Raw genomic sequence first — 21,509 nt, 5'->3', positions numbered from 1 at the left:
AAAATCCTCAATCAGTTTATTATAACTTAGTAACACGTGTTACTAATACGTATTACTTGTGAGGATGCAAGATGAGCGAAGGAGATCAACTATGAAAAACGAGGAAACGGTCCATACCAGACGCCCAGTAAGCGTCACACGAATTCTGGTACTCCTGTTCCCGGCTATAGTAGGGCTATACGGGGTGTACCAAGCAATCAATCAAGTTCTATTGCCCGCTCAGATCGTCAGCATCAACGCGACCAACAAGGTTCATGACATGGCCGTCGCTTCACTAGTCGAGTCAATCGTCGGCACTGTGATTCTTCCCATTGGCGCTGCCATTTCAGATAGAACACGTTCAAGGTTTGGGAAGCGAACGCCCTGGCTGATATTCTCCGGAATAGGCACAGCGCTCATGTGTGTCGGAATGGGCATGATGACCAGCATCGCCATGGTTATTGTTTTTGCGGGTTTGGTCTGGTTCTTCGCCAACTGGTTTCAGGGCGTCATCTACGCAGTAATTCCTGACCGAATCCCTGAGGAGCACCGTGGAGTGGCTTCTTCGGTCAGTGGCTTGGGGCTTCCGTTTGGCATCCTGATTTTCGTCAACGTTGCATCACGCACCGGCCAGCACTGGGGATACGTAATCATCGGAGCTTTTATTCTTTTGGCTTCCCTTCTGTTCTGCCTTTTGGCTCCGGAAGACCCATCATTGGATATGCCTACACCAGCAAAAAAACAACATTCCAATTGGAGTCTCAGTACCGTAGGACATTTCTTCTCCGCATTCCTCCACTGGGACTTCTCTATGGCTTTTCTGTCAAGGTTCGCTTTCTACTTTGCATCTTTTGCCATATCCAATTTCACATTCTTTATTCTGACTGACTACATTGGCTCTAAAAACCTCCCCGGGAATAATGCCACGGCAGGGGTTGCCACGGTTTCGACCATCTCCACCATCGCCCAGATAATCGCTATTGTGCTCTTCGGCAAGGTGGCAGATCTCCTCGACCGCAGAAAACTAATTGTCGCACTGTCCTCATTGGTCTTTATGGCTTCATTCATCGTCCCGCTGGTTATGCATAGCTGGACAGGAATGCTGATTTACGCGGCCATCAATGGGGCGGCAGGTGGCGTCTACTTCGCCGTAGATATTGCGGTCATGTCCCTGGTTCTGCCCAATAAGGCCAATGAAGGCAGAGATCTTGGCATCCTGGCCATCGCCACTTCGGTGCCGGCAGCAGTAGCCCCCCTGATCGGCTCCACGCTGATTAATGCCACCGGCTCCTATGTGTCCGTCTTCGTATTTGGCATCGTAACTTCGTTGCTCGGCGGAATTTTTGCCATGCTGATTCGTTCAGTCAGGTGACCGTAGTACTTAAAAAATTACTGTATGAAAGGAAGCAAGCATCATGCCCTATGCTCATAATGGTGACATATCCATTTATTACGAAAAGTATGGTCCTGTCGATGGGCCTGCCCTGATCATGATTGAAGGATACACAGCTCAATTAGTTGGCTGGGACAAAGGATTCGTGCAAAAACTGAACGATCTGGACATTCAGACCATTTTGCTCGACAATAGGGATGTCGGTCTATCCAGCCAGACAGGAACTCCCGACCAGACAGACAAGACCTATGACATTACCGACATGGCCAATGATGTCTTGGCGGTTGCGGATGCAGAAAAGCTCAAGACATTCAACATCATGGGTGAGTCGATGGGCGGGATGATCACTCAAGAAGTTCTGGTCGATTATCCCAATCGCATTAATTCTGCCGTTATCATGTTCACTGCCCCGTCCTGGGGAAAGGAATGGATGTCGAATGCCGACTCTGCCGAGTCGGGCAACAACGCCGGTCTTGATGTCGCATCGAACCGCGACCAGGCCATCGATCTTTTCGTATCACGAGAAAAAGCCTGCCATGTCAATTCTGCCTATCCCTTCAATGAAGAGAAAGCCCGTCAACTGGGAGCGATGACATATGACCGTTGCTATCGGCCCGACGGATGGAGGAGACAGCAGGCTGCAACAAACTCCTTCAGCTTGGACCAAAACAAACTTGGCGAATTGACCCTGCCAGCAGCAATCATTCATGGACGCCGCGATCCCTTCTTTAGCCCCAAGGCAGGCATTCGGATTTCCCGGCTACTCAGGAATTCGGAACTGCATATTTACCCTGGCATGGCTCATGAGATACCGGAACCACTCTGGGATGAATTCGCACAAATTACTCTGCGGACCATTCAGCAAGGCGAATCTGGTCGAGGCTAATTTCTTAGCCCTGATTGAAGAATTTCGATGCCCTTGTAGTCACTTCCTTCTTGACCCAGGAATCTCTGACTAGAGGCTGGTAATCCGCAGATTATCGAGAACCAGATCCTGGTAGCCAGCCATGTTGGCCTCCGAGCCGCTGCTGCCTTCCAGATCTGGTCCTCTGTCAGTGGAGTAAATGCCGAACCAGGTATCGCCATTCGGATCGCCAGTCAGCTCGAACTCGCATCTGGCGGTGACCCCCAGAGCCTTGTGCAAGGGATACAGGTTCAGATCCTCACCGGTGTACTCGCCTCTACCTGTTGCCAGGGCGTATATGCCGTCTGATCCGCACTGGTAGTCGAACGAGACCCTGTAGCGTCGACCCGGCGCAAAGGGGACGTTCTGGGGAATGGTCCGGAAGAGGAGAGCGCGTCTCCCAGTCAGACCGTTGACTTTCAGAGACCAGTCACCCTGGAGGACATCGTCCATCCTCTTGACATCCCACCCAGCCTGCGTGAAGGGCTCATGCAGCTGGGCCAGGTGGATTCGGTTGTCTTCCACCCCTTCAGCTCCAGCCACCACAAAGGGCCAGATGCCCTGGACGTTATCTTCAAAATCACAGGTAAGCTCAACCAGATGACCGTCCTGGTCCAGGCTGATGCCATCGTATTCGTTCTCAACCAGGCGAATGTCGTCAAGGTAGGCGGCGCCATCCCCTTCATGGGCCAAGGCCAGACGGGTCTGTCCACCCTTGGGAGCCGTGAAGAAGAGATAGGCATTCTGAAAGTAGCTGCTACCGTCAGTCGTTGGAGCATCGGTGTTGTGGGCGTAGGCCTTGACATAGTTTTTGGCAATGCTCGGGCCGCTCATATTGCGAGCCAGCACCCCACCCTGGTCCGCATCCACACTCAGCTCGACCTGGCCGCCACGGTTGTCAAGCCCTAAATAGAGGGCATACCTCTTGCCTGGCACCAGGTTGGTCAGGGGTTGCACAGCACAGACCGAACCCTCAAGCCTAAGCATGGGATTGGCGCACTGACCCTTGGTGATCGAGGCACGTCCGGGCCCCTTCACGGACCAGACCGACTGGAACAGCCTTTCGCCGCCGTTGAACCCTGCATCCACTAGATGCTCTCCCGACCAGTCCACCTGGACTCCCTGGCCCGCATGCCGGCAGACCAGGTAGGGTGTTCTGGGCTTGGCATCCAGGGTGAGGCTCCCCTGCACCACCGGAATCTCCCTTGGCTCCGATCTGCCCTGGTCGGTCAGCCGGTAGACGATGACGACAGAGGCATCGCGCCACAATTCCGGGAGCTCCCAGGTGGTCGAGCCGCCTGCAGTATTCCAGTGGTAGAGCTTCTGCTCATCTGGATCCAGCCGATCCCCCGTATTGGCATCCCAGACCCAGGGCAGCAGATACGCTCCTGCGCCGGTTCCGGTTTCAATCCCAGGCTTGTCGGCCTTGGGGTCATTGGCCTCCAGCTCGCCGACAAGCACCACTCGGTCATTCAGCCTCATCGTGCGCTCGCGGTAGGCGGGCGATGCCTGCTCATTGGAACCCCTGGAAATGACCAGCCTGTCACCTTGATCATTGACCAGCTCAATCTGTTCGTTCCCCTGATTCTTGGTCAAGTCACGCACTGAATCGACATTGATGGGGTCGTTGTACCAGGCCATGATTCTAAAGTGCTGGATGAACTTGGTCGAGAGGTCGCAGGTGTAGAGGTTATCCATATAGGCATCGAAGTCGTTGCGTCCCTGCCATCCCTCGAAGTCCTTCATGCTGTAGCCGTCCAGGAGCGGGGCGTTGGCTGCGCCTCCGAAGGCTCGGTGATCACCTATCCAGCTGTCCTTCTGGTGGTTGCGCAGAAAGCGCATGACCTGGGAGTTCTCACCTTTGTCGTGAGGGGATCCATAGGTCAAATCCAGGGACCAATGCTGGAAGGCGGCATCATACTCATTGGCCGAAGCGTACTCCGTGCCAATTCCCCACCCGTTATCGGTCAAAATCTTCGAGAGCTGCCGGGTTTGCCAGGAATCCTCCTCCCCCGAGGTCCCATCGCCCCAGACATCCACATACACGAAGTCCATCCTGTCACCGACCTCACGGGCGAGGGCGGCAAAGCGTTCCCTCCTGGCGCCCGAGGCCAGGTCGTAGATACCATCGATACCCACGGTCTGATCCAGCCAGTTCCAGCCGTAGCAGAGGCCGCCCTTGTCGTCCCTGCGAATCATGTCTTCGGAAAAGGCCTTGGCCTCGGGATACATCTCGTCCACATTGACGTGGACTCCGAACCGGGCCCCATAGGCCTTGCCCCTGTCCATCAGAGCATTCATATCCTTGACTCCGCCCATTCGTGGACCGATGTCGTCGTAGTCCGGATGGCCAGAGTCGTGCCCCTCGTTGCCATATCCCTTGAGAAGGACGGACTGACCTAGGCCATCGGTGGCCAGGGCCACCCGCTTGACGTTATCCAAGGTTGTCATGAAGGGGTTCTGGGCCTGAGAGCCGAAGTTCATGGCTATGCGTCGTGCCACCTGGTCCGGAATGTCATCAGAACCATACGGATTGTTCATGATGTGTCTGAAGGCGATGGCGCCGTCCTGCCAGTTGACCACCCCGTCATCGTTCAGGTCTCCGGCCAGAGCCACTGCCATGGCGGGCTTGTTTGTCTCCCCGACCGTATAAGAGCGTCCGCGGGAATCCTGGACCACCCGGTTGTATATCCAAGGTGCGCTGGTCAGGCCGAGGACGGTGACTCCGTCCACTTGGTCGCGAACAGTCATAACCCTGGTGTTCTGCGCGCCGCCGGTTCCCGTTTTGCTGGCCGTGGTCCCATCGTGTTCGGAGTTGCTCCAGAGGCCGGCACTGAGGCCATCCGCAGAGAGGAAGCCATACATGTAGTCCTGCCCGATAGGATCCTCCTCCATCTGCCCAGTGACCGCCCGGTGCACATCGCCACTGATGGAGACGTCCGCAGACATGCGAGCGCCGGTAAACTCCGCATCCGCCTGAGTGTTGGTCACGGAAATCAGGCATTGTCCAGGGAAGGCCACCGTCTGGACTGGATGGTCGGGGCCAGCCTGGTTCCCAATCGAGATCACCTTAAAGCTCAGAGAGGCGTCCTCGACTGAAATGCGGACCGCCAAAACCGCATCAATCCCCTGCTCTGCGGCGATCGCATGGAGTCGATAGACCAGACTTGTCTCATTCTCCCGTTCCAGCTCCACCTTGTCAGGACCCAGCTCAATCTCGATGCCGTTGATGGCCACCAGACGCAGATCCCGGACCTGCCCAAGCATGGTTCCTTCAGCCTGAGGCGTCTTCAACCGATAGTCAATCACCGAAGGAAAGTCAGGCCTGAGGCGCACTTCCATTATTTGAGTATGCAGGGTCTCCCAAGAGTCCGTGGCGCCCGGCCTCGCGATCGGTTGGTTTCCGCCCATGATTGTTCCGCCCATCGGTCATCCCCTGTCATTGGTGTTATTCATCTACGCCGCCTACCGGCAACCCAGCCCCCGCAGGAATTCCTCGGTCTGTTCGGGCCGCTTAAAGACTGCGGTGTTGCCCAAGATCCGGGCGCAGACACTGCCGATCTCACTCTTAAGGGCCTCATGGATCTTCTCCGGATCATGCGAACCCCGCAGAGCCTTGGTAATTTCGCCATACTCCAAGCTGAAGTCGGCCACTTGTTCGGAAAGCCCGGTACCTGCCACCAAGGCCTCTTCCAGGCAGGCAAGCTGGCCGACCAGCCTTCCGGGCAGGACGAAGAGCCCCTGGGCCTCGATCAGCCCGATGGGTTCCTGCTTGACCGGATAGAACTCCGGGTGCACGTGGAAGATGCCATCAGGAAACTGCGGACTGACACCGTTATTGCGCAGGATCAGGCTCATCTCGTAGCCTCGGTCGGTCTTGACCAGGCTGGGTGAAAGGGCTGATTGCCGCCCTTCTGGCCCCTGGCTGGCGATGTTTAGGTCCGGGTTGTCGTAATCCACCCAGGCCTGCCTGATGGTCTCGCTGACCTCGATAATCTCCTGCCGTGACGGCGAAACCACTCTGACCACGGTCCCCGGCCAGTCCAGAATCTCGATAGGAGTATCAGGGTGGCCGTCCAAGTGCAGGGTCCGCCAAGCTCCGGCCTGATGCACAGGCAGACGCTCTCCTCCGCCCTGATAGTGATCATGAGCCAGAACGGATCCGCCAATTCGGGGCAGGGCGGCGTTGCAGCCTAGGAAGTAGCCGGGGAAACGGTCCACAAAATCCAGCAGATTCCCAAAGGTGTCCCGATCCACGTGCATGGGGGTGTGATCAGCGTTGACACAGATGCCATGCTCGCGGAAGTACCCATAGGGCGAGAACTGCCAGAACCAGTCGTGGCCGCCCAGAGTCAGTGGGATGGTCCGCAGTGTACGCTTGTCACGCCCGGCGAAGCCCTCATTTTCATGGCAGATGGTGCACTTGGGGTACCCGCCTGCGGTGCTGTTGCCCGCCGCAGCCTTCTTCATGTCCTTGAATTCCGGCTTGGCCAGGTTGATGGTGACCACCACGCCCCCGGAGGAGAAACGAGGGTTCCTGTCCAGACGGGACTTCTTGATGTAGGTATTTTTGACGCAATAGTCATAGAACCAGTGCATGGCAGCCATACCACCCTGGGCCCCCTCCACCTGCGTGAAGCGCCGCTGCAGCTGGGATGGCCTAGAGGACAGGATTCCCATGACCGTATCTGCCAAGGAGAGGGCCTCATCCTGAGCCATAAGACCGGCACCCTCCAAGGCCTGCATAAAGGACTCCAGGAGTTCATCGACGCCACCGGAGACGGGATCAGCAGATCCATTCCCGGAATCGTAGGAGTCCAAGGAGAAAAGCGCCAGGATCTGATTGCGAGCCCAGTCGACATCGGACAGGTCCAGGTCCAGACAGGCACAGGCGTACCCGATCAGAGCATCGAGGCTCCGGTAAACCCGATTCAGCATCAGCTCCTCACCTCTTCGACCACCTGGGCGGTCATCTCCTGCATTTGGGCATCGTCAGCCTCCATCTCCTCCACCAAGCGCATCTGCGTATGGGTCCGCACCAGATTGTGCTCCGGGTAGGCGGTGGCGAAATAGGTGTCGCCCTGAAGGTAGTCGGTCAGGAAGCGCATGCCGCACTCCAAGGTCATAATCCTGCAGGAAGCCGGGAAGAGGCTCAGCTCCCGGTCCACAGCCTTGCCGGCCACGGCTCCCAGGAACCCTTGGGCATAGGCACGGTAAAGATCAGGGTTGAAATGGACCTTATCCAGATCACGCTCATCCTCCAGGGCTGTCGAAGCGCCGAAACGGATGGAGTCGCCGAAATCGAAGAGCATGGATCCGGGCATGATCGTGTCCAGGTCGATGATGGCCCTGGCCTTACCGGTGGCGGCATCCATCAGGATGTTGTTGAGCTTGGTGTCGTTATGGGTGACCCTGAGTGGAATGGATCCATCGGCCAGCCCGTTCATGATGACCGGGTACTGGTCGGCACGTTCCATATACCAGTCGATCTCGGTCCGGCAGGTGGATGCCCTGCCTTTGATATCTTCCTGAACAGCCCGTTTGAAGGTCTCGAACCGTTTGGGGGTGTCATGGAAGTGGGCGATGGTCTCGGTCAGCTGAGAGGCATCGAAGAGCGCCAGGGAGTTCTGGAAGCGTCCGAAAGCCTGGCCCGCCTCCCTAAAAACATCTGGGCTGGGAACCAAATCGTAGGAGATCGTGTTCTCAATGAAGGCATAGACCCGCCAGGCCCCACTTGCCAGCTCGCAGTAGGTATTGCCTTCTCTATTGCGGATGATATCCAGGGTCTCCTGACCCTGCGAGCGCAAAAATTCGGTCACCAACTCGATGTTGCGCATCAGGGAGGCCGTATCAGGGAAAACCGAGGTGTTCATTCGCTGCAGAATGTAACGACGCTTGTCCGTCTGTATCAGATAAGTCTGATTGATGTGCCCGTTGCCATAAGGCGCAATGCTCTCCACACGCCCTTTGAGGGGGTAGCGGGCGGCAACCGCGGCCAGCTCCTGATCCTGAACCGTCGTCATAATAGCCTCTTTCCTGCCGAACCTGCCCTTATGCCTGCTGCCAGACCATGGCGCTGGGTTCCAGGACAATGTCTCTGACCTGGCCGTCTGCCTGACGAACGCTGGTCTCCTGGGGCAAGTCGGTGTTGTTGACGACGCAGTAGATGCCCTCCTGCGGGAAGTAGGCCACCTCGCAATGAGGGTTGGTGCAGCTCCAGTCCCCATACCGATCCTGTCGCCCACTGGCGTAGAAGAGGATCCGTTCAAGAAGCCTGGCGTTGACGGCCGAATAGGGCAGTCCGGAAAGGTAGACCCCACGGCCCATGCCATACTGGTTGACCGCCAGCTGCACCTGACCCTGGTCAGCCCTGAGCAAGGTGACATCCTCGTTGATGGGGTAGGTGTTCACCACGGGCTCTCCGAAGTCCACCTTGCCGTCCTCGGGCAGATCGGCAGTGATGAAGTGCTTCTCGGTGACCTTCGGGAAGTACTTGTCTACCGAAAGAGTGTGGAAGCGCTCCTGATCAACGCCGAATACGTCGGCCAATTGGAAGAAGCGTCCCTCTCTTTCCAGAGCGGTCGGCTGGCCTATGCCGACCAGGGCCCCTCCCCCGTCGACCCAGGCTCGCAGGGTCTCCAGCAGGGCAGGATTCCTCCAGACCCCGCCACCGCTGAAGGCCGTATCGGCCGGGCCACCGGTGATGATCACATCCAGGTCATGATCCACGCCGTGGACCAGAATGTCGTTGAAGCTGATGAAGCGGACGTTCACCCTCATGCCCGACAGTGCCTCCAGAACCCCGTAGTAGGAGTAGGTCTGCTTGTTGGGCAGGGCGTGCGCCACCGTGTAGGCCATCCAGGACCGCATGGCGCCCCAGGAATTCAGCACCGCCACATTGAGCTGTCCCTGGGCCGCCCTCCCCTTGGTCCTGTCATGCAGATCGCGGAACTCGTCTGCGATGCGCGCCACGGTCTGAACGAACTTGGGGAACTTGACCGCCAGGGATGGGTAGCCGCCGTAGCCCATGCGCGATATGGGGCTGCGCAGAATGGCCCTACGGGCCTTGCGCCAATTGTCCAGCCCCTCGATGCTGGGATCGTTGCCCTCATGGAAGGTATCTGGGAAGAAGTAAGGCAGAAAACGACCTTCGGTGTAGCGGACCCCGGGAATATCGGAGATCATGCGCAGGGTGGTGCCGTCGCCCACGGACCCAACCACAGCATCCAGACCCAGCTTCTCGAAGCCCGGCTTGTAGGGCTCGGTGCCGATCCACTGGTCTCCCAGGAACATCATAGCTTCCTTGCCTGCCTGGTGGGTCATATCGACCATGGTCTTGACATTCTCCCGCACAAAATCCGAGAGGAAATCAATCCAATCGCGCTGTGCCCTGCCAGGAATGCAGAAGGAGGAGTTGTAGCTGCCCTTGTTGATGAAGTCCTCTGGACGCAGACGGTAACCGTACCGAGTCTCGAAGTCATCCAAGGCCTGGGGGGAGACCGTGCAGGCATATCCGAACCAGTCCACCAGCTTCTCCCGGTGGAGCTGGTCGAAGATCAGCGTGAACTGGTAGAAGAAGGTGGTGAACCGGACCACGTCGGTCGCCGGGTTCTCATCCAGCCACTGCCGATAGGCATCCATGACGAACTTTCGGGTGGCAGGATGGTAGATGTCCAGGGGAATCTCGTGTTCCTTGTCGCCCCAGTCGTTGGTCAGGTGGTTGTACATCTCGACCGGATCCCAGATGATGTAGGCCAGGAAGGATGCCGTGTACTCATGCATGGGGGTGGCCCCGGTCACGCGAACCAGGTCCTGATCCGGATCCAGGCTCCACTCCGACTGGTCCAGGACCCGTCCGGCGGTGCGGTCGATGACCTCCCAGTACCGATGGGGGTCGGCATCCCTGTTGGGCCTGAGCTGCTGGTCGAAATAGCGGTCCATCAAGGGAATCTGCACTTGATCTTCGTGGGCCAGTATGCGCTCAGACATCAGGTAGACCTGCGGGGTCTCGTCCATGTGCTTGCTGATCCACTCGTTGTGGGCGCGAGTAGGGAAGTAGGCGCTGTACACCTTCATCCCTAAGTTCAGCAGCTCCTGGTCCAAACGGGTGCCGTCCGAGTTGCGAATGGCATCCGCACCCCAGAGCTTGGCCAGCTCCTTGGTCTTTTCGGCAAAGTTCTCTTCGCCCGGCAGGGTAAAGCGCCCGGTCGTGGTCATTGAATCAAATCTCCTTGGAATATCTCGTAACGGAATGACTGAAAAACTGTGTGCAGCCTTGGACCCTTACTCCTTGACCGAACCGGCGGTCAGTCCAGCCTGCCAGAACCGCTGCAGGCAGAAGAAGAGGATGATCACCGGCAGAACACCCAGCAGCGACCCCATCATCAGCGCCCCTCGATCGGTAAAGACCGGCAGAGAGACCAGACCATAGAGGCCCAGGGTCACCGGGAAGAGGTTCTCGCTGGAGAGCATCATCAGCGGCAGGAGGAAGTTGTTCCAGGTGGCCACGAAGAGGAAGAGGAAGATCGTGACCATGGCGGGCGCAAGAATCCTCAACACGATCGTGAAGAAGATCCTGGCTTCACCGGCACCGTCGATCCTGGCCGCCTCCAGAAGCTCGGTAGGTACCGAACTTTGGGCATATACCCTTCCCAGGAAGAAACCGAAGGGCGAGACCGAGCAGGGGATGATCACTGCCAGCATGGTGTTGCTCAGATGCAGGGCATTGAAGATGGAGTACTGGGGGATGGTCATCAGTGCCGAGGGCATCAGCAGGGCAGACATGGCGATAGTCATGACGACACCCCTGCCCCGGAACTGGAACTTGGCTGTGCCATACCCGGCCATGACCGAAACCACCGTGCCGATCAGGGCGGATACCCCTGAGTAAATCAAGGAATTAAAGACCCAATGCCAGAACTGTGAGTGTGTCCAGCCCAGGAGGATCGAGTAGTTGGTGGCCACCGCCTGGGGAATCTTCTTCAGGTCGACAGCAAACCAGAGGCCGTTGCTGCTGACCAGCTGGGAGGGCGACTTGGTAGAGGCGATGATGGCCCAGTAGATGGGAAAGAGGAAGTAGATCAGGGCGAAAACCAGGACCACGATGGTGGTGATCTTGACCACCTTGGTGGGCCTCATGGAGCGGGGCAGTTCATCGGCCTTCTGCTTGAGGAGCTTCTCCTGCTTTTTTGCGAGGCGTGCGGGGTTGGCCGAGGTCATGATTCGTTCACCTTCCTCTCGATGTATGCGTAGAGGGCGGCAAGGACCCCGGCAATCAGTGCCATGACGATTGCGATGGCGGAAGCCGGACCGTCACCCTTAGGGGTGAGGATGCCTCGTGACGTGTTCATGGCCATCATCATAGGGGTGTAGGAGTTCGATATGCCCTTGTCGACGGTCTGCATGACCTGGGGCTCGTTGAAGAGCTGGATGCTGCCGATGATGGACAGGAGCATAGCTAGGAGGGCCGCCCCCCTGACGTTGGGGAGCTTGATCCTCATGGCGATCTGGAAGCCGTTGGCTCCGTCGATTCGTGCAGCCTCATAGAGATCACGAGGGATGGCCTGGAGAGCCGCCAGGAAGATCAGCATGTTGTAGCCCGTGAAGGTCCAGGTGGTGATGTTGGCCATGGAGGCGATCAGAGCGTTGGGCGCGAAGAAGTTGACATGGATTCCTATGGCTGCCAGGCCCTTGACGATGGGCGAGAACTGGTCGTTGTAAAGGAATACCCAGATGATGGCCGCGATCGCGCCCGGGATGGCATAGGGCAGGAAGTAGCCCAGCCGATAGGGGGTGACATGCTTGACGATGAAGGAATCCAGAAGCATGGCCAGGGACAGGGCGGCGATGATCATGACCGGGACCTGGATGACCGTGTAGATCAGGACCCTGCCGATGCCGGTCCAGAAGGCTGCGGAGGTGACTGTAAATCGGAAGTTCTCCAACCCGACGAACTTATTGATCATCTCGCCCCCGCCGTAGGCGCCGCCGCCCGAGGCCACCTGCTGGAAGAAGCTCATATAGACGGCATAGGCAATGGGGATGATGAAGACGATCGCAAAGAGGATGCAGAAAGGCATCATGAATGCCCAACCCGTCCGTTCGTTGCGTTTGACGATCTCGGATCTCCCCTTCTTCTGAGCCCCTGCCTCAGCTGCTGTTCGATGGCTCATGTGAATAACCCATCCTCTCGGAACCTATAAGGCGAGCGACCTTCCAGCAGGCGGGGAACACGGGCCACAGACCTGGGTTCCCCAACCTGGTGAGATTGTCAGGGAAGGTCTCCCTGCTGTATCCGCCGAAGAGCGGTTACCGATCAATCCTTGGCGATCGGAAGGCCATAATCCTTCAGTGTGGCAAGGGATGTCTTCTGTGCTGCATCGAAGGCATCGGAGACCTTAGCTTGACCCTTGCCGGCCTTGTCGGCAGCCTCGCCGACGGCGCTGCTCACCGCGGAGAATCCGGGCATGTAGTTGAAGGAGCCCATGTTGGCGTTGGCCTTGGCAAACTCCGCCATCACGTCCTGCCCGCCGAAGAACTCGGTCCAGGACTGGGGGGTCTTGGCTTTCTCGGTGGAGGCCGCGACAATCAGACCCTGAGAGGTCAGATCAGGCACCTGGGTGTTGAACCAATCCAGGAACTCCATGGCCTCTGCCTTGTGCTTGGTGCCCTTGATGGCTGCAACGCCCGAACCGCCGTTGGGTCCGGTCTTCTCGCCGTTCTTGAACCAGTCACCGATCTGGGTGACCCTCCACTGGCCCTTGCCGGCATCACCGATCCAGTCCATCATGATCGGGGCATTCCAGGCGGCGTCGATGGAACCGATAATGGAGCCGTCATGGAAGGCGCCAGCGAAGGAGGGGTCGGTGCTGGGGGTCAGGTTCATCGCCTTGGCATCGAGCAGCTGCTGGTAGAAGTCGGCTGTGGCCTTGGAGCCGGGCGTATCAACGTTGACGACCCACTTGCCGTCCTTGATTTTGTACCAGGGAGATGACGCACCGGAAAGGGCGGAGAAGGCCATGCCTGCACCATCGGGCTGGTAGGTCATGATGTACTTGCCCTGAGCCGCTGCCTTCTTGGCCGATTCGATGAATTCCTCGGCCGTGGTGGGAACCTTAATGCCCAGCTTGTCGAATTCCGTCTTGTTGTAGTAGTAGACCATGGGGCCGGTATCCTGGGGCAGACCGAAGACCTTGCCGTCCACGCTCATGAGCTTGCTGGGACCCTCTGCGAAGTCTTTGGAGTACTTGCCTGCCTCTGCAGTGACATCCTCGACGATGCCCTTGGTATAGACCTCGGGCAGCTCAGCGTAACCTACCTGGGCCAGATCGGGAGCATTACCGGCCTTGACGTCGGTCTCCAGCTTCTTGATCAGGTCGCCGGGGCTGCCGTTGAACTTGGTGGCCTTGACCTGGATGTTCGGGTGATCCTTGTTCCACCTGGCCACGGTGTCCTTGACCATGGTCATGCCCTGCTTGTCGGGAAGACGGTGCAGGTATGTCAGTTCGACCTTGCCACCCGACTTGGTGTCACCGCCCTTGCTGGCACCGGATCCGCCGGAGGAACCGCACCCGGCCAATGCCATGCTTAAGGCCGCCACTGCAGCCATGGCCGCCATTATGCGTTTGCTGCTGGTTCTCATCTTGATTCACCCCTTCATAAAAAACAACATTGTCTTAACCTCGAAGTGCACATTCAGTATAGCAGTACTTATTTGCGAGGACAGTTTATTAATTCAATTACAGGAAATGTAGATTTAGCAAAGCGGTGCTAAACCACGGGATTTTCATTTGATTATCTTCATTCACAATTGATATCAACCTGTTTGATCAAACGAACTCTAGGCTGGTGTAGCGCTTTGCGGTAGCAGCGCTTTCGACGACTTCGCCCTATGCCCTATAAGGCAAGCGCTCCTACCTTGTCTGAGAATCCCTCTATGCTTACCCGTAATTGCAAAGCCACTGAAGAGGTCGCCGAACCTATCAGTAACCGGGATCAGACAGTGCGGTGTCGCGCATTCCCGGCGAAAGGAGGTCCGGCCGAAACGGTTCGGATCCGCCCATCCGACCCGTTGGGCCCGGGTCGAACAGGTCCGGGACTGTCGCAACCCCATGTTGCGGAGCGCTATGTGCAGTGTCACAGACAGGCAACCCGCCTGGATTCCGCCTGAGCGGAACTGGCCGGAACCGTCGTCATAGGGCTCTCAGGTCAGTCCAAGGAAAAGAGCAGTTATGGCGACCAGGCAGGGCGGAAAGGACAGCCCCTCCGCTTCCACCGACCGGGTTCAACGCAACCTTAAAACCCGACACGTCACCATGATCGCCCTGGGCGGCTGCATCGGCACCGGCCTGTTCATGACCTCCGGCTCCACCATCGCCAAGGCCGGACCAGGAGGCGCGCTGGTGGCCTACGCGGCCATGGGCCTCATGGTCTATTTCCTGATGACCAGCCTGGGCGAGCTGGCCACCCACCTGCCCACCTCCGGCTCCTTTGCCGCATACAACGCCCGCTATGTGGATCCGGCCCTGGGATTCGCCATGGGCTGGAACTACTGGCTGAACTGGGCCATCACCGTGGCTGTGGACATCTCCACCGCCGCCCTGCTGATCCAGTACTGGCTGCCCAACACCCCAGGATGGGTCTGGAGCCTGCTGGTCCTAGTAGTCATCTTCCTGATCAACGCCCTGACCGTGTCGGCCTTCGGCGAGGCCGAGTTCTGGCTGGCTCTGATCAAGGTGGTAACGGTGATCGTCTTCCTGGTCATCGGTCTGGCCATGATCTGCGGCATCATGTTCCGCCCAGCCGTGGGCCTGGGCAATTTCACCTACAAGGACGCCCCCTTCGTGGGAGGATTCCCCGCCATCCTCAACGTCTTTCTGATTGCAGGCTTCTCCTTCCAGGGCACTGAGCTGATCGGGGTCACGGCCGGCGAGTCCGAAAACCCTGGCAAGGCGGTTCCCAAGGCCATCAACGACGTCTTCTGGCGGATCCTGCTCTTCTACGTGCTGTCCATCTTCGTCATCGCCGCCCTGATCCCCTACACCAGCCCCAATCTGCTGAGCTCCGCCGAGGGGGACATCGCCATGTCACCCTTCACCATGGTCTTCCAGCGGGCGGGCCTGGCCTCGGCAGCCAGCGTCATGAACGCCATCATCCTGACCTCGGTCCTCTCGTCCGCCAACTCGGGTGTCTACGCCTCCACCCGGATGCTCTACGCCCTTGCCAAGGACCATTACGCCCCCGCCTTCTTCGGGCACACCACCCGTCACGGCATACCCATGGCCTCGCTGATCGCCACTCTCGTGGTCTCCCTGGCCACCTTTGCCGCCAGCATCTTCGGCCAGCGGATGTACATGTGGCTGGTGGCCGCCTCGGGGCTGACCGGATTCATCGTCTGGGTCGGCATCGCCCTGAGCCATTACCGCTTCCGTCGCGCCTGGGTGGTCCAAGGCCACCGGGTTGAGGAGTTGCGCTACCATGCCAAGCTCTTCCCCCTGGGGCCCATCCTGGCCCTGATCCTGTGCATCATCGTCATCGGCGGGCAGAACATCGAGGCCTTCGTCAACTGGAACTGGCAGGAGATCGGCATCACCTACATCAGCGTGCCCCTGGTGCTTGCCCTCTACTTGGGTTACAAGATCCGGCACCATACCCGGATCGTGCCCCTGAAGGAGATGGATTTGAGCGGGGATCCGGAATCGCTATGACAGATCTGTCAACTACCATGACACATTGTGACCACGGGAGCCGAAAGGCCATACCAATGGCATAGACTCCCTAAGCGTTCGAGGACCGGCTCAAGGACCCGGCCATATGAATCCATTCCGGCATCCAGCCGGCATATCAGGAATCGCAATTTCAGTACGACCCCGGACTCCCCGGTGCGTCGCCCAGCCAAAAGGAGGAGGATCATGACGCAGAACACCAGCAATGCAGCGTCGAACACCAATCAATCCGACCGGGCCGGGCAAGAGCATCATGGCTACGGCAGCGTCAAGCGCAACCTCAAGACCCGCCACATCTCCATGATCGCCCTGGGCGGCTGCATCGGCACCGGCCTGTTCATGACCTCCGGCTCCACCATCTCTACAGCCGGCCCCGGCGGCGGACTTCTGGCCTACATAGCCATGGGCGTCATGGTCTACTTCCTGATGACCAGCCTGGGCGAGCTGGCCACCCACCTTCCAGTGTCGGGATCCTTCGCCGCCTACAGCGCCCGCTATGTGGATCCGGCCCTGGGATTCGCCATGGGCTGGGACTACTGGCTGAACTGGACCATCTCGGGTGCCGTGGACATCTCCACCGCGGCCCTGCTGATCCAGTACTGGCTGCCCAACACCCCAGGATGGGTCTGGAGTCTGCTGGTCCTGGTCATCGTCTTCCTGATCAACGCCCTGACAGTCTCCGCATTCGGGGAAACCGAATTCTGGCTCTCACTGATCAAGGTGGCCACCATCATCGTCTTCCTGGTCATCGGCATGGCCATGATCTGCGGCATCATGTTCCAGCCGGCGGTCGGCCTGAAGAACTTCACCTACAAGGACGCCCCCTTCGTGGGAGGATTCCCGGCCATCATGAGCGTCTTCCTGATCGCCGGCTATTCCTTCCAGGGCACCGAGGTAGTGGGCGTGACTGCCGGTGAATCCGAAAACCCCGGCAAGGCGGTCCCCAAGGCCATCAACGACGTCTTCTGGCGGATCCTGCTCTTCTATGTGCTGTCCATCTTCGTCATCGCCGCCCTGATCCCCTACACCAGCCCCAACCTCCTGGGAGCCTCCGACGGGAACATCGCCATGTCGCCATTCACCCTGGTCTTCCAGCGGGCCGGCCTGGCCTCGGCAGCCAGCGTCATGAATGCTGTGGTGCTGACATCCATCCTCTCGGCCGTCAACACCGGGGCCTACGCCTCCAGCCGCATGCTCTACGGACTGGCCAAGGATCACTATGCTCCGGCCATCTTCGCCAAGACCACCAAGAGGGGCATCCCCCTGGCAGCTCTGGTGGCCACGGTATGCATGTCTCTGGCCACCTTCGCCTCCAGCATCTTCGGCCAGTCCTTCTACATGTGGCTGGTGACCGCCACCGGACTGACCGGATTCATCGCCTGGATCGGCATTGCCCTGAGCCACTTCCGCTTCCGGAGAGCCTTCAAGCTCCAGGGGCACGACCTGAGCGAGCTCAAGTACCACTCCAAGCTTTACCCGTTCGGCCCGGTCCTGGCCATGGTGCTCTGCGTCATCGTCATCGCCGGACAGGACATCCCCTCCCTGCTCAACCTGAACTGGTCGCACATGGCCATGACCTACTTCAGCGTGGTACTGGTCCTGGTCCTCTACCTGGGCTTCAAGTTCGTCAACCACACCAAGATCGTGCGCCTCAAGGACATGGACGTGTCCGGCGCCGAATCCGCCCGCTGAAGCAGCAGGACACGGCGGACACCTTGTAAAAGTGCCCCGCAGATGATCTGTTCCATCTGCGGGGTACCATCGGGCCAAGCTCAAGCCTAGGTCAACGACGATGACATCGACCTTCTGACCGGAATGGCCACCATCAAGGCCAGCGAGACCATGAGCAAAGCCGCCAAACTTACTGCAGCGACATCCGCCCCGGTGGAGGACAAACCACCGCCCCCGACCGATGCATCACGGACAGGGTCGTGACGACCATGCCCGCTGGCGCCGGCAGAGATCAGACTGGTACCTTGTCCTATACTGCCGTCCTGCGTCCCGTTTCCGCCCGGTCTGCTGAGGGGAACCAGGGCCTTGACAGCCTCCTGAAGACCCTTCAGCGCCTCATTAACAGCAGCCTGGTCGGCATCGGGATCGTCATAGACAGCCTGTGCCCGCATTCGAGCCGCAGTGAAAGCCATCCAGGAACCGGACTCATATTTGCCTTGATCCAAACCATCGGCCTTCTTCAAGGCAGCAGAAAGACCGGATTTGTCGACCTTGGCTATGGAATCAACCACCTTGACCCGGACTTTCACATCAGGGTGGGCGAGTTCTTCATCCGCATCCATGTCCAGCACAGGCAGACCATCCGCTGCCCAATGTACTCGGCGCACGAAAGTATCCCGCCCGGAATAGTTGCGGTAGCCATCCGTCTTGTTGGCGTATGCGTGGAAGACGTAGATCTGATTGCCGTCCTCGTCCTCGCTCCACATGCCATGGCCCGTGCCCAGCTGCCATTTTCCGTTGAAAATGCCTGAATTCTGGATGGGATAGTTAAGGTTGCTCCAACTGGCTGGATTGGTCAGATCGGTATTGCCTGATCCGTCGGCCACGGCCATGCCCGTGGTGTAGGTCTTGCCGACCGAGGAACCGGAGTACATCAGATAGAGCTTGCCCTGGTGCAGGGTTACATTAGGCCCCTCGGCGATTGTGGCGTTCCAGGCGTAATCTGGGGCGACAATCCTCACCGGGTCGGCGGTGACGTGAGCAGGGTCGGCAGGATTCATCCTGGCCAAATAGGTGGCGCCCAACTGCTGCCAGACATAATAGGATTGTCCCTTCTGATCCTGGAAGTAGCTCATATCCAAGGACATGCCGACACTTCCATCAGCGGCAAGGGCCAGGGGACGCCCGTCGGAACGAGTCACGGCTTGCGGCCGCTCCCAGTTGGAAGCAACGGTCGGGTCGAGGTCATGACCTCCGGCATCCTGCTTGAGCTGCATATAGACGGCCTTGCCATTGGTCCACTGGTTTCCGTATCCCGCCATGAACAGGACTGTCAACCTGCCGTTGATCTCGTGAATCTCGGGCGCCCAGAAGCTGTGCATGATCGGCTGCCCCTCTGCATCAGGATCCCCCGCCTTAAGGATGATGTGTTCCTTGGCGTTGTACCCGTTGGCATCAATCAACCCGGAATCCTGGCCAAGGGTGTCAGCCAGATCGGCGATGGCATCGGCCATCCGCAGGGGCATATGGGGACTGCCATGCTGCCAGGTGCAGTCTCCTTCAATGTCGTTGGTGGCGATCATGAGGTACTTGGTATCCACCCGTTCATGACCGTCCACCTGCCGCTTCCACTGCCACTTATAGATGGAGGGGTCAGCGCGCTCCTCAGCGAAAGGAACTCTGTAGGAGGTCTGGCCAATGGTGCCGGTGACCTCATATTCCCCGACTTTGTTCAAGTCAAGATGCGAGGTATCCCAGTCTTTGATGGGCAGTGAACCTGTGGAACCATCGGAATAGGTCAGTCGAGCGGTTTTCGGCAGCTTCAATCCGTTTGCTGAACTCCCCTTGGTCACGGTGATGTCCTTGAAATCGTTCACGCCGGTGTTGGCCAGACGACCGAATCGGGTTTGCAGGGCCTTGACACGGTCCTGATCAATGACGATGGACGAACCGTGGCGATAGTCATCAATACCATGAACCTTTGACGCCGGTTGACTGCCGCCGACTGTGGCGAACCGCCCAACATGAACAGGCCCATGCGCGGAATCCTTGTCCTTGAGCTCAGCGAAACTGGTGTACTTGGGCACTCCGTTGTCGTCATACCACCCGATCATGGTGGTCTTGGACGCCGTATCGTAGACCCCGTAGGGGCTGTTGACCCCGTTGGTTTCGCCCAGGTCAATCAGGCCTGCGGAATTCGGGGACTCCTCATAGGCAAGCAGGTCAGCAGACCGGGCAAAAAGCAGATGACCGGGACTGTCCGGCACATCCGTCCCCCGGTTGGTGCGCACGGAGAGGATACCGTAAGACCCATCCCCCATCATGAAAATCGAGGGATCCTTGAGGCTGCGCGCGTAGTCCCTGGTGTTCTGGTTGACGGGCTGCGAGGCGTAACCCAGTGGGAAGAAGATGCCATAGTTGCCGTTGTAGGGCTGGTACCGCCCCGAAGCTTCGTCCTTGAGGGCCAGATGCATGCTGTGCGCGATATCGCCGTTGTTGGCAGTATCCGCCGAGGTCGCATTACGGTCGTAGGCAAGGAGGGTGCTGGCCTTCGACTTGGGAAGGACTTTCACCTCGAAGTCTTTGACAATAGGTTCAGCAACTCCCGCAGCTGTGATTGTGGCAGTGATCCGTCCAGAGACAGGTTTGTCGCCAGCTATGGAGACCAGTCCCCCGTCTTGGATGGAGATGCCGGACGCGGCCTTCAGCTGCAGAGTCGTATGATCCGGAGCCACAGGAAGCTTGGTCCCCGAGGCGATCAGGGGCGGGATGACGTAACCGTCAGCCGCCTCCTGCAACCTCTCGGCCTTGGTCTTCGTACTCGGTTTTACGGTGATGCGGTAGCTCTTGCTGCCGGTCAATCCACGCACTGTGGTGGTAGCCGTCATGGTTACCGTTTGATCCTGAGCGCCGGAGGGCGGCTGGTTGACCATACCTGTATCAGTGATGACCGAAGGATCCGATGAGGACCAGGTTACCGTGCCTCCTGCTGTGGGAAGTGCCAGGTAGTCGCCGTCCACGCTCTGGTCATGGAAGCCCAGGGCATCGATGCGTCCGTCCACCAGTTCGCTCCTGTGGATGTTGGCGTCGACAGTGCTGATGCTCTTGACCTTTCCAGCGTCCAGAGCCCTGCCGTAGACGCGGAAGTTGGCCACCTGGCCCTTGAAATTCACATCCTTCCAAGGCGAGTGGCCGATGGTGTTGAGGCTCTGGTCGCCAATGTCGGCAGTCGTGACGGGAACCTTGCCAGAGGCGACCTCCTCGCCATCGACATAGAGCTTGGCCATACCGTCCGACCCGTCCAAGGTGGCCGTCACCGACATCCACTGGTCGGCCCGGACTGCACAAGAACCCGACTGGACCAGATGCTCGGTCCCCTTCGCCTTGATGCCTACCAGGGGCTGGCGTCCGAAGGCGCAATTGAGGGAGCTGAACAGGTATTCCTGGTTGGAGGCGTTGCCGATGTTCCACATGAAGTGGAAGCTCTTCAGCATGTCGGGATCCGCCTTGACCTCCATCTGGACGGTAGCGGAGGACTTGCCGGAAAGCAGATCCGCAGGCAGCCGAACCCAGCTGCCCCCTCCGCTCCAATCTCCACCGGAAAGAACCAGCGATTGATCCTTCCACAGATCGTCTCCCGGATTCTGCACCTGGGCCTCACCAAAGGCGCTGCCAGAGGCGGTATTGGCGACCGTGTGCCCGTCCGATGGCTTGCTGGCAAAGGAGTACTCAGCCAGCAAATCCTCGGTGGGCAGGGTTTCAACAGCACTTGCTGCTGCAGGGATGAAAGCCAATCCGGCCAAGGCGGTCGGAATCGCCATCATCCAGGCGATCATTC

General features: G+C 58.5%; 12 protein-coding genes and 1 riboswitch. Of the genes, 4 read left to right on the top strand and 8 right to left on the bottom strand.

What is annotated here, in order from left to right:
• Positions 1–91 precede the first annotated feature (91 nt).
• Both J3T93_RS09020 and J3T93_RS09015 read left to right on the top strand, forming a co-directional pair.
• A complete protein-coding gene (locus J3T93_RS09020) occupies positions 92–1,351 on the top strand; it encodes an MFS transporter (protein WP_267431400.1) in 1,260 nt (419 codons plus the stop codon).
• A gap of 43 nt (positions 1,352–1,394) precedes the next feature.
• The gene (locus J3T93_RS09015; protein WP_267431399.1) at positions 1,395–2,258 is read left to right on the top strand and encodes an alpha/beta fold hydrolase; all 864 of its coding nucleotides are present in this window, start codon (positions 1,395–1,397) and stop codon (positions 2,256–2,258) included.
• A 69-nt stretch (positions 2,259–2,327) separates the two neighbouring features.
• On the opposite strand, the gene J3T93_RS09010 is transcribed toward J3T93_RS09015, so the two are convergent.
• From J3T93_RS09010 to J3T93_RS08980, 7 genes are all read right to left on the bottom strand, one after another.
• Positions 2,328–5,618: an endo-alpha-N-acetylgalactosaminidase family protein gene (locus J3T93_RS09010; RefSeq protein WP_267431398.1), complete on the bottom strand. Its 3,291-nt coding sequence runs from the start codon at positions 5,616–5,618 to the stop codon at positions 2,328–2,330.
• Between the two features lie 123 nt (positions 5,619–5,741).
• A complete protein-coding gene (locus J3T93_RS09005; protein ID WP_267431397.1) occupies positions 5,742–7,214 on the bottom strand; it encodes a UDP-glucose--hexose-1-phosphate uridylyltransferase in 1,473 nt (490 codons plus the stop codon).
• The gene (locus J3T93_RS09000; protein ID WP_267431396.1) at positions 7,214–8,299 is read right to left on the bottom strand and encodes a phosphotransferase enzyme family protein; all 1,086 of its coding nucleotides are present in this window, start codon (positions 8,297–8,299) and stop codon (positions 7,214–7,216) included. Before J3T93_RS09000 ends, J3T93_RS09005 begins: the two co-directional genes overlap by 1 nt.
• 28 nt (positions 8,300–8,327) lie before the next feature.
• Complete coding sequence (gnpA, locus tag J3T93_RS08995; protein ID WP_267431395.1) at positions 8,328–10,493, bottom strand: 1,3-beta-galactosyl-N-acetylhexosamine phosphorylase; 2,166 nt, start codon at positions 10,491–10,493, stop codon at positions 8,328–8,330.
• 66 nt (positions 10,494–10,559) lie between these two features.
• On the bottom strand, positions 10,560–11,495 hold the full coding sequence (locus tag J3T93_RS08990) for a carbohydrate ABC transporter permease (RefSeq protein ID WP_198199416.1): 936 nt from the start codon (positions 11,493–11,495) through the stop codon (positions 10,560–10,562).
• Positions 11,492–12,448, bottom strand: coding sequence for a carbohydrate ABC transporter permease (locus J3T93_RS08985; RefSeq protein WP_267400851.1), 957 nt, complete (start codon positions 12,446–12,448; stop codon positions 11,492–11,494). The genes J3T93_RS08990 and J3T93_RS08985 overlap by 4 nt, the downstream gene beginning before the upstream one ends.
• Before the next feature lie 143 nt (positions 12,449–12,591).
• Complete coding sequence (locus tag J3T93_RS08980) at positions 12,592–13,917, bottom strand: ABC transporter substrate-binding protein (protein ID WP_267400852.1); 1,326 nt, start codon at positions 13,915–13,917, stop codon at positions 12,592–12,594.
• 314 nt (positions 13,918–14,231) lie between these two features.
• A riboswitch (Lysine riboswitch) is annotated at positions 14,232–14,410 on the top strand.
• A gap of 96 nt (positions 14,411–14,506) precedes the next feature.
• On the opposite strand from J3T93_RS08980, the gene J3T93_RS08975 reads away from it, so the two are divergent.
• The gene (locus J3T93_RS08975) at positions 14,507–15,982 is read left to right on the top strand and encodes an amino acid permease (RefSeq protein WP_267431394.1); all 1,476 of its coding nucleotides are present in this window, start codon (positions 14,507–14,509) and stop codon (positions 15,980–15,982) included.
• A 204-nt stretch (positions 15,983–16,186) separates the two neighbouring features.
• A complete protein-coding gene (locus J3T93_RS08970; protein WP_267431393.1) occupies positions 16,187–17,692 on the top strand; it encodes an amino acid permease in 1,506 nt (501 codons plus the stop codon).
• An 86-nt stretch (positions 17,693–17,778) separates the two neighbouring features.
• On the opposite strand, the gene J3T93_RS08965 is transcribed toward J3T93_RS08970, so the two are convergent.
• Positions 17,779–21,495 (bottom strand): family 43 glycosylhydrolase, encoded by a 3,717-nt coding sequence (locus J3T93_RS08965; protein ID WP_267431392.1) that lies wholly within the window; start codon positions 21,493–21,495, stop codon positions 17,779–17,781.
• Positions 21,496–21,509 lie beyond the last annotated feature (14 nt).

Source organism: Bifidobacterium sp. B4111, assembly GCF_026537235.1.
Classification (GTDB): domain Bacteria; phylum Actinomycetota; class Actinomycetes; order Actinomycetales; family Bifidobacteriaceae; genus Bombiscardovia.
The sequence above is the reverse complement of the archived record's forward strand: the minus strand, read 5'-3'. Positions and strand labels throughout refer to the sequence as shown.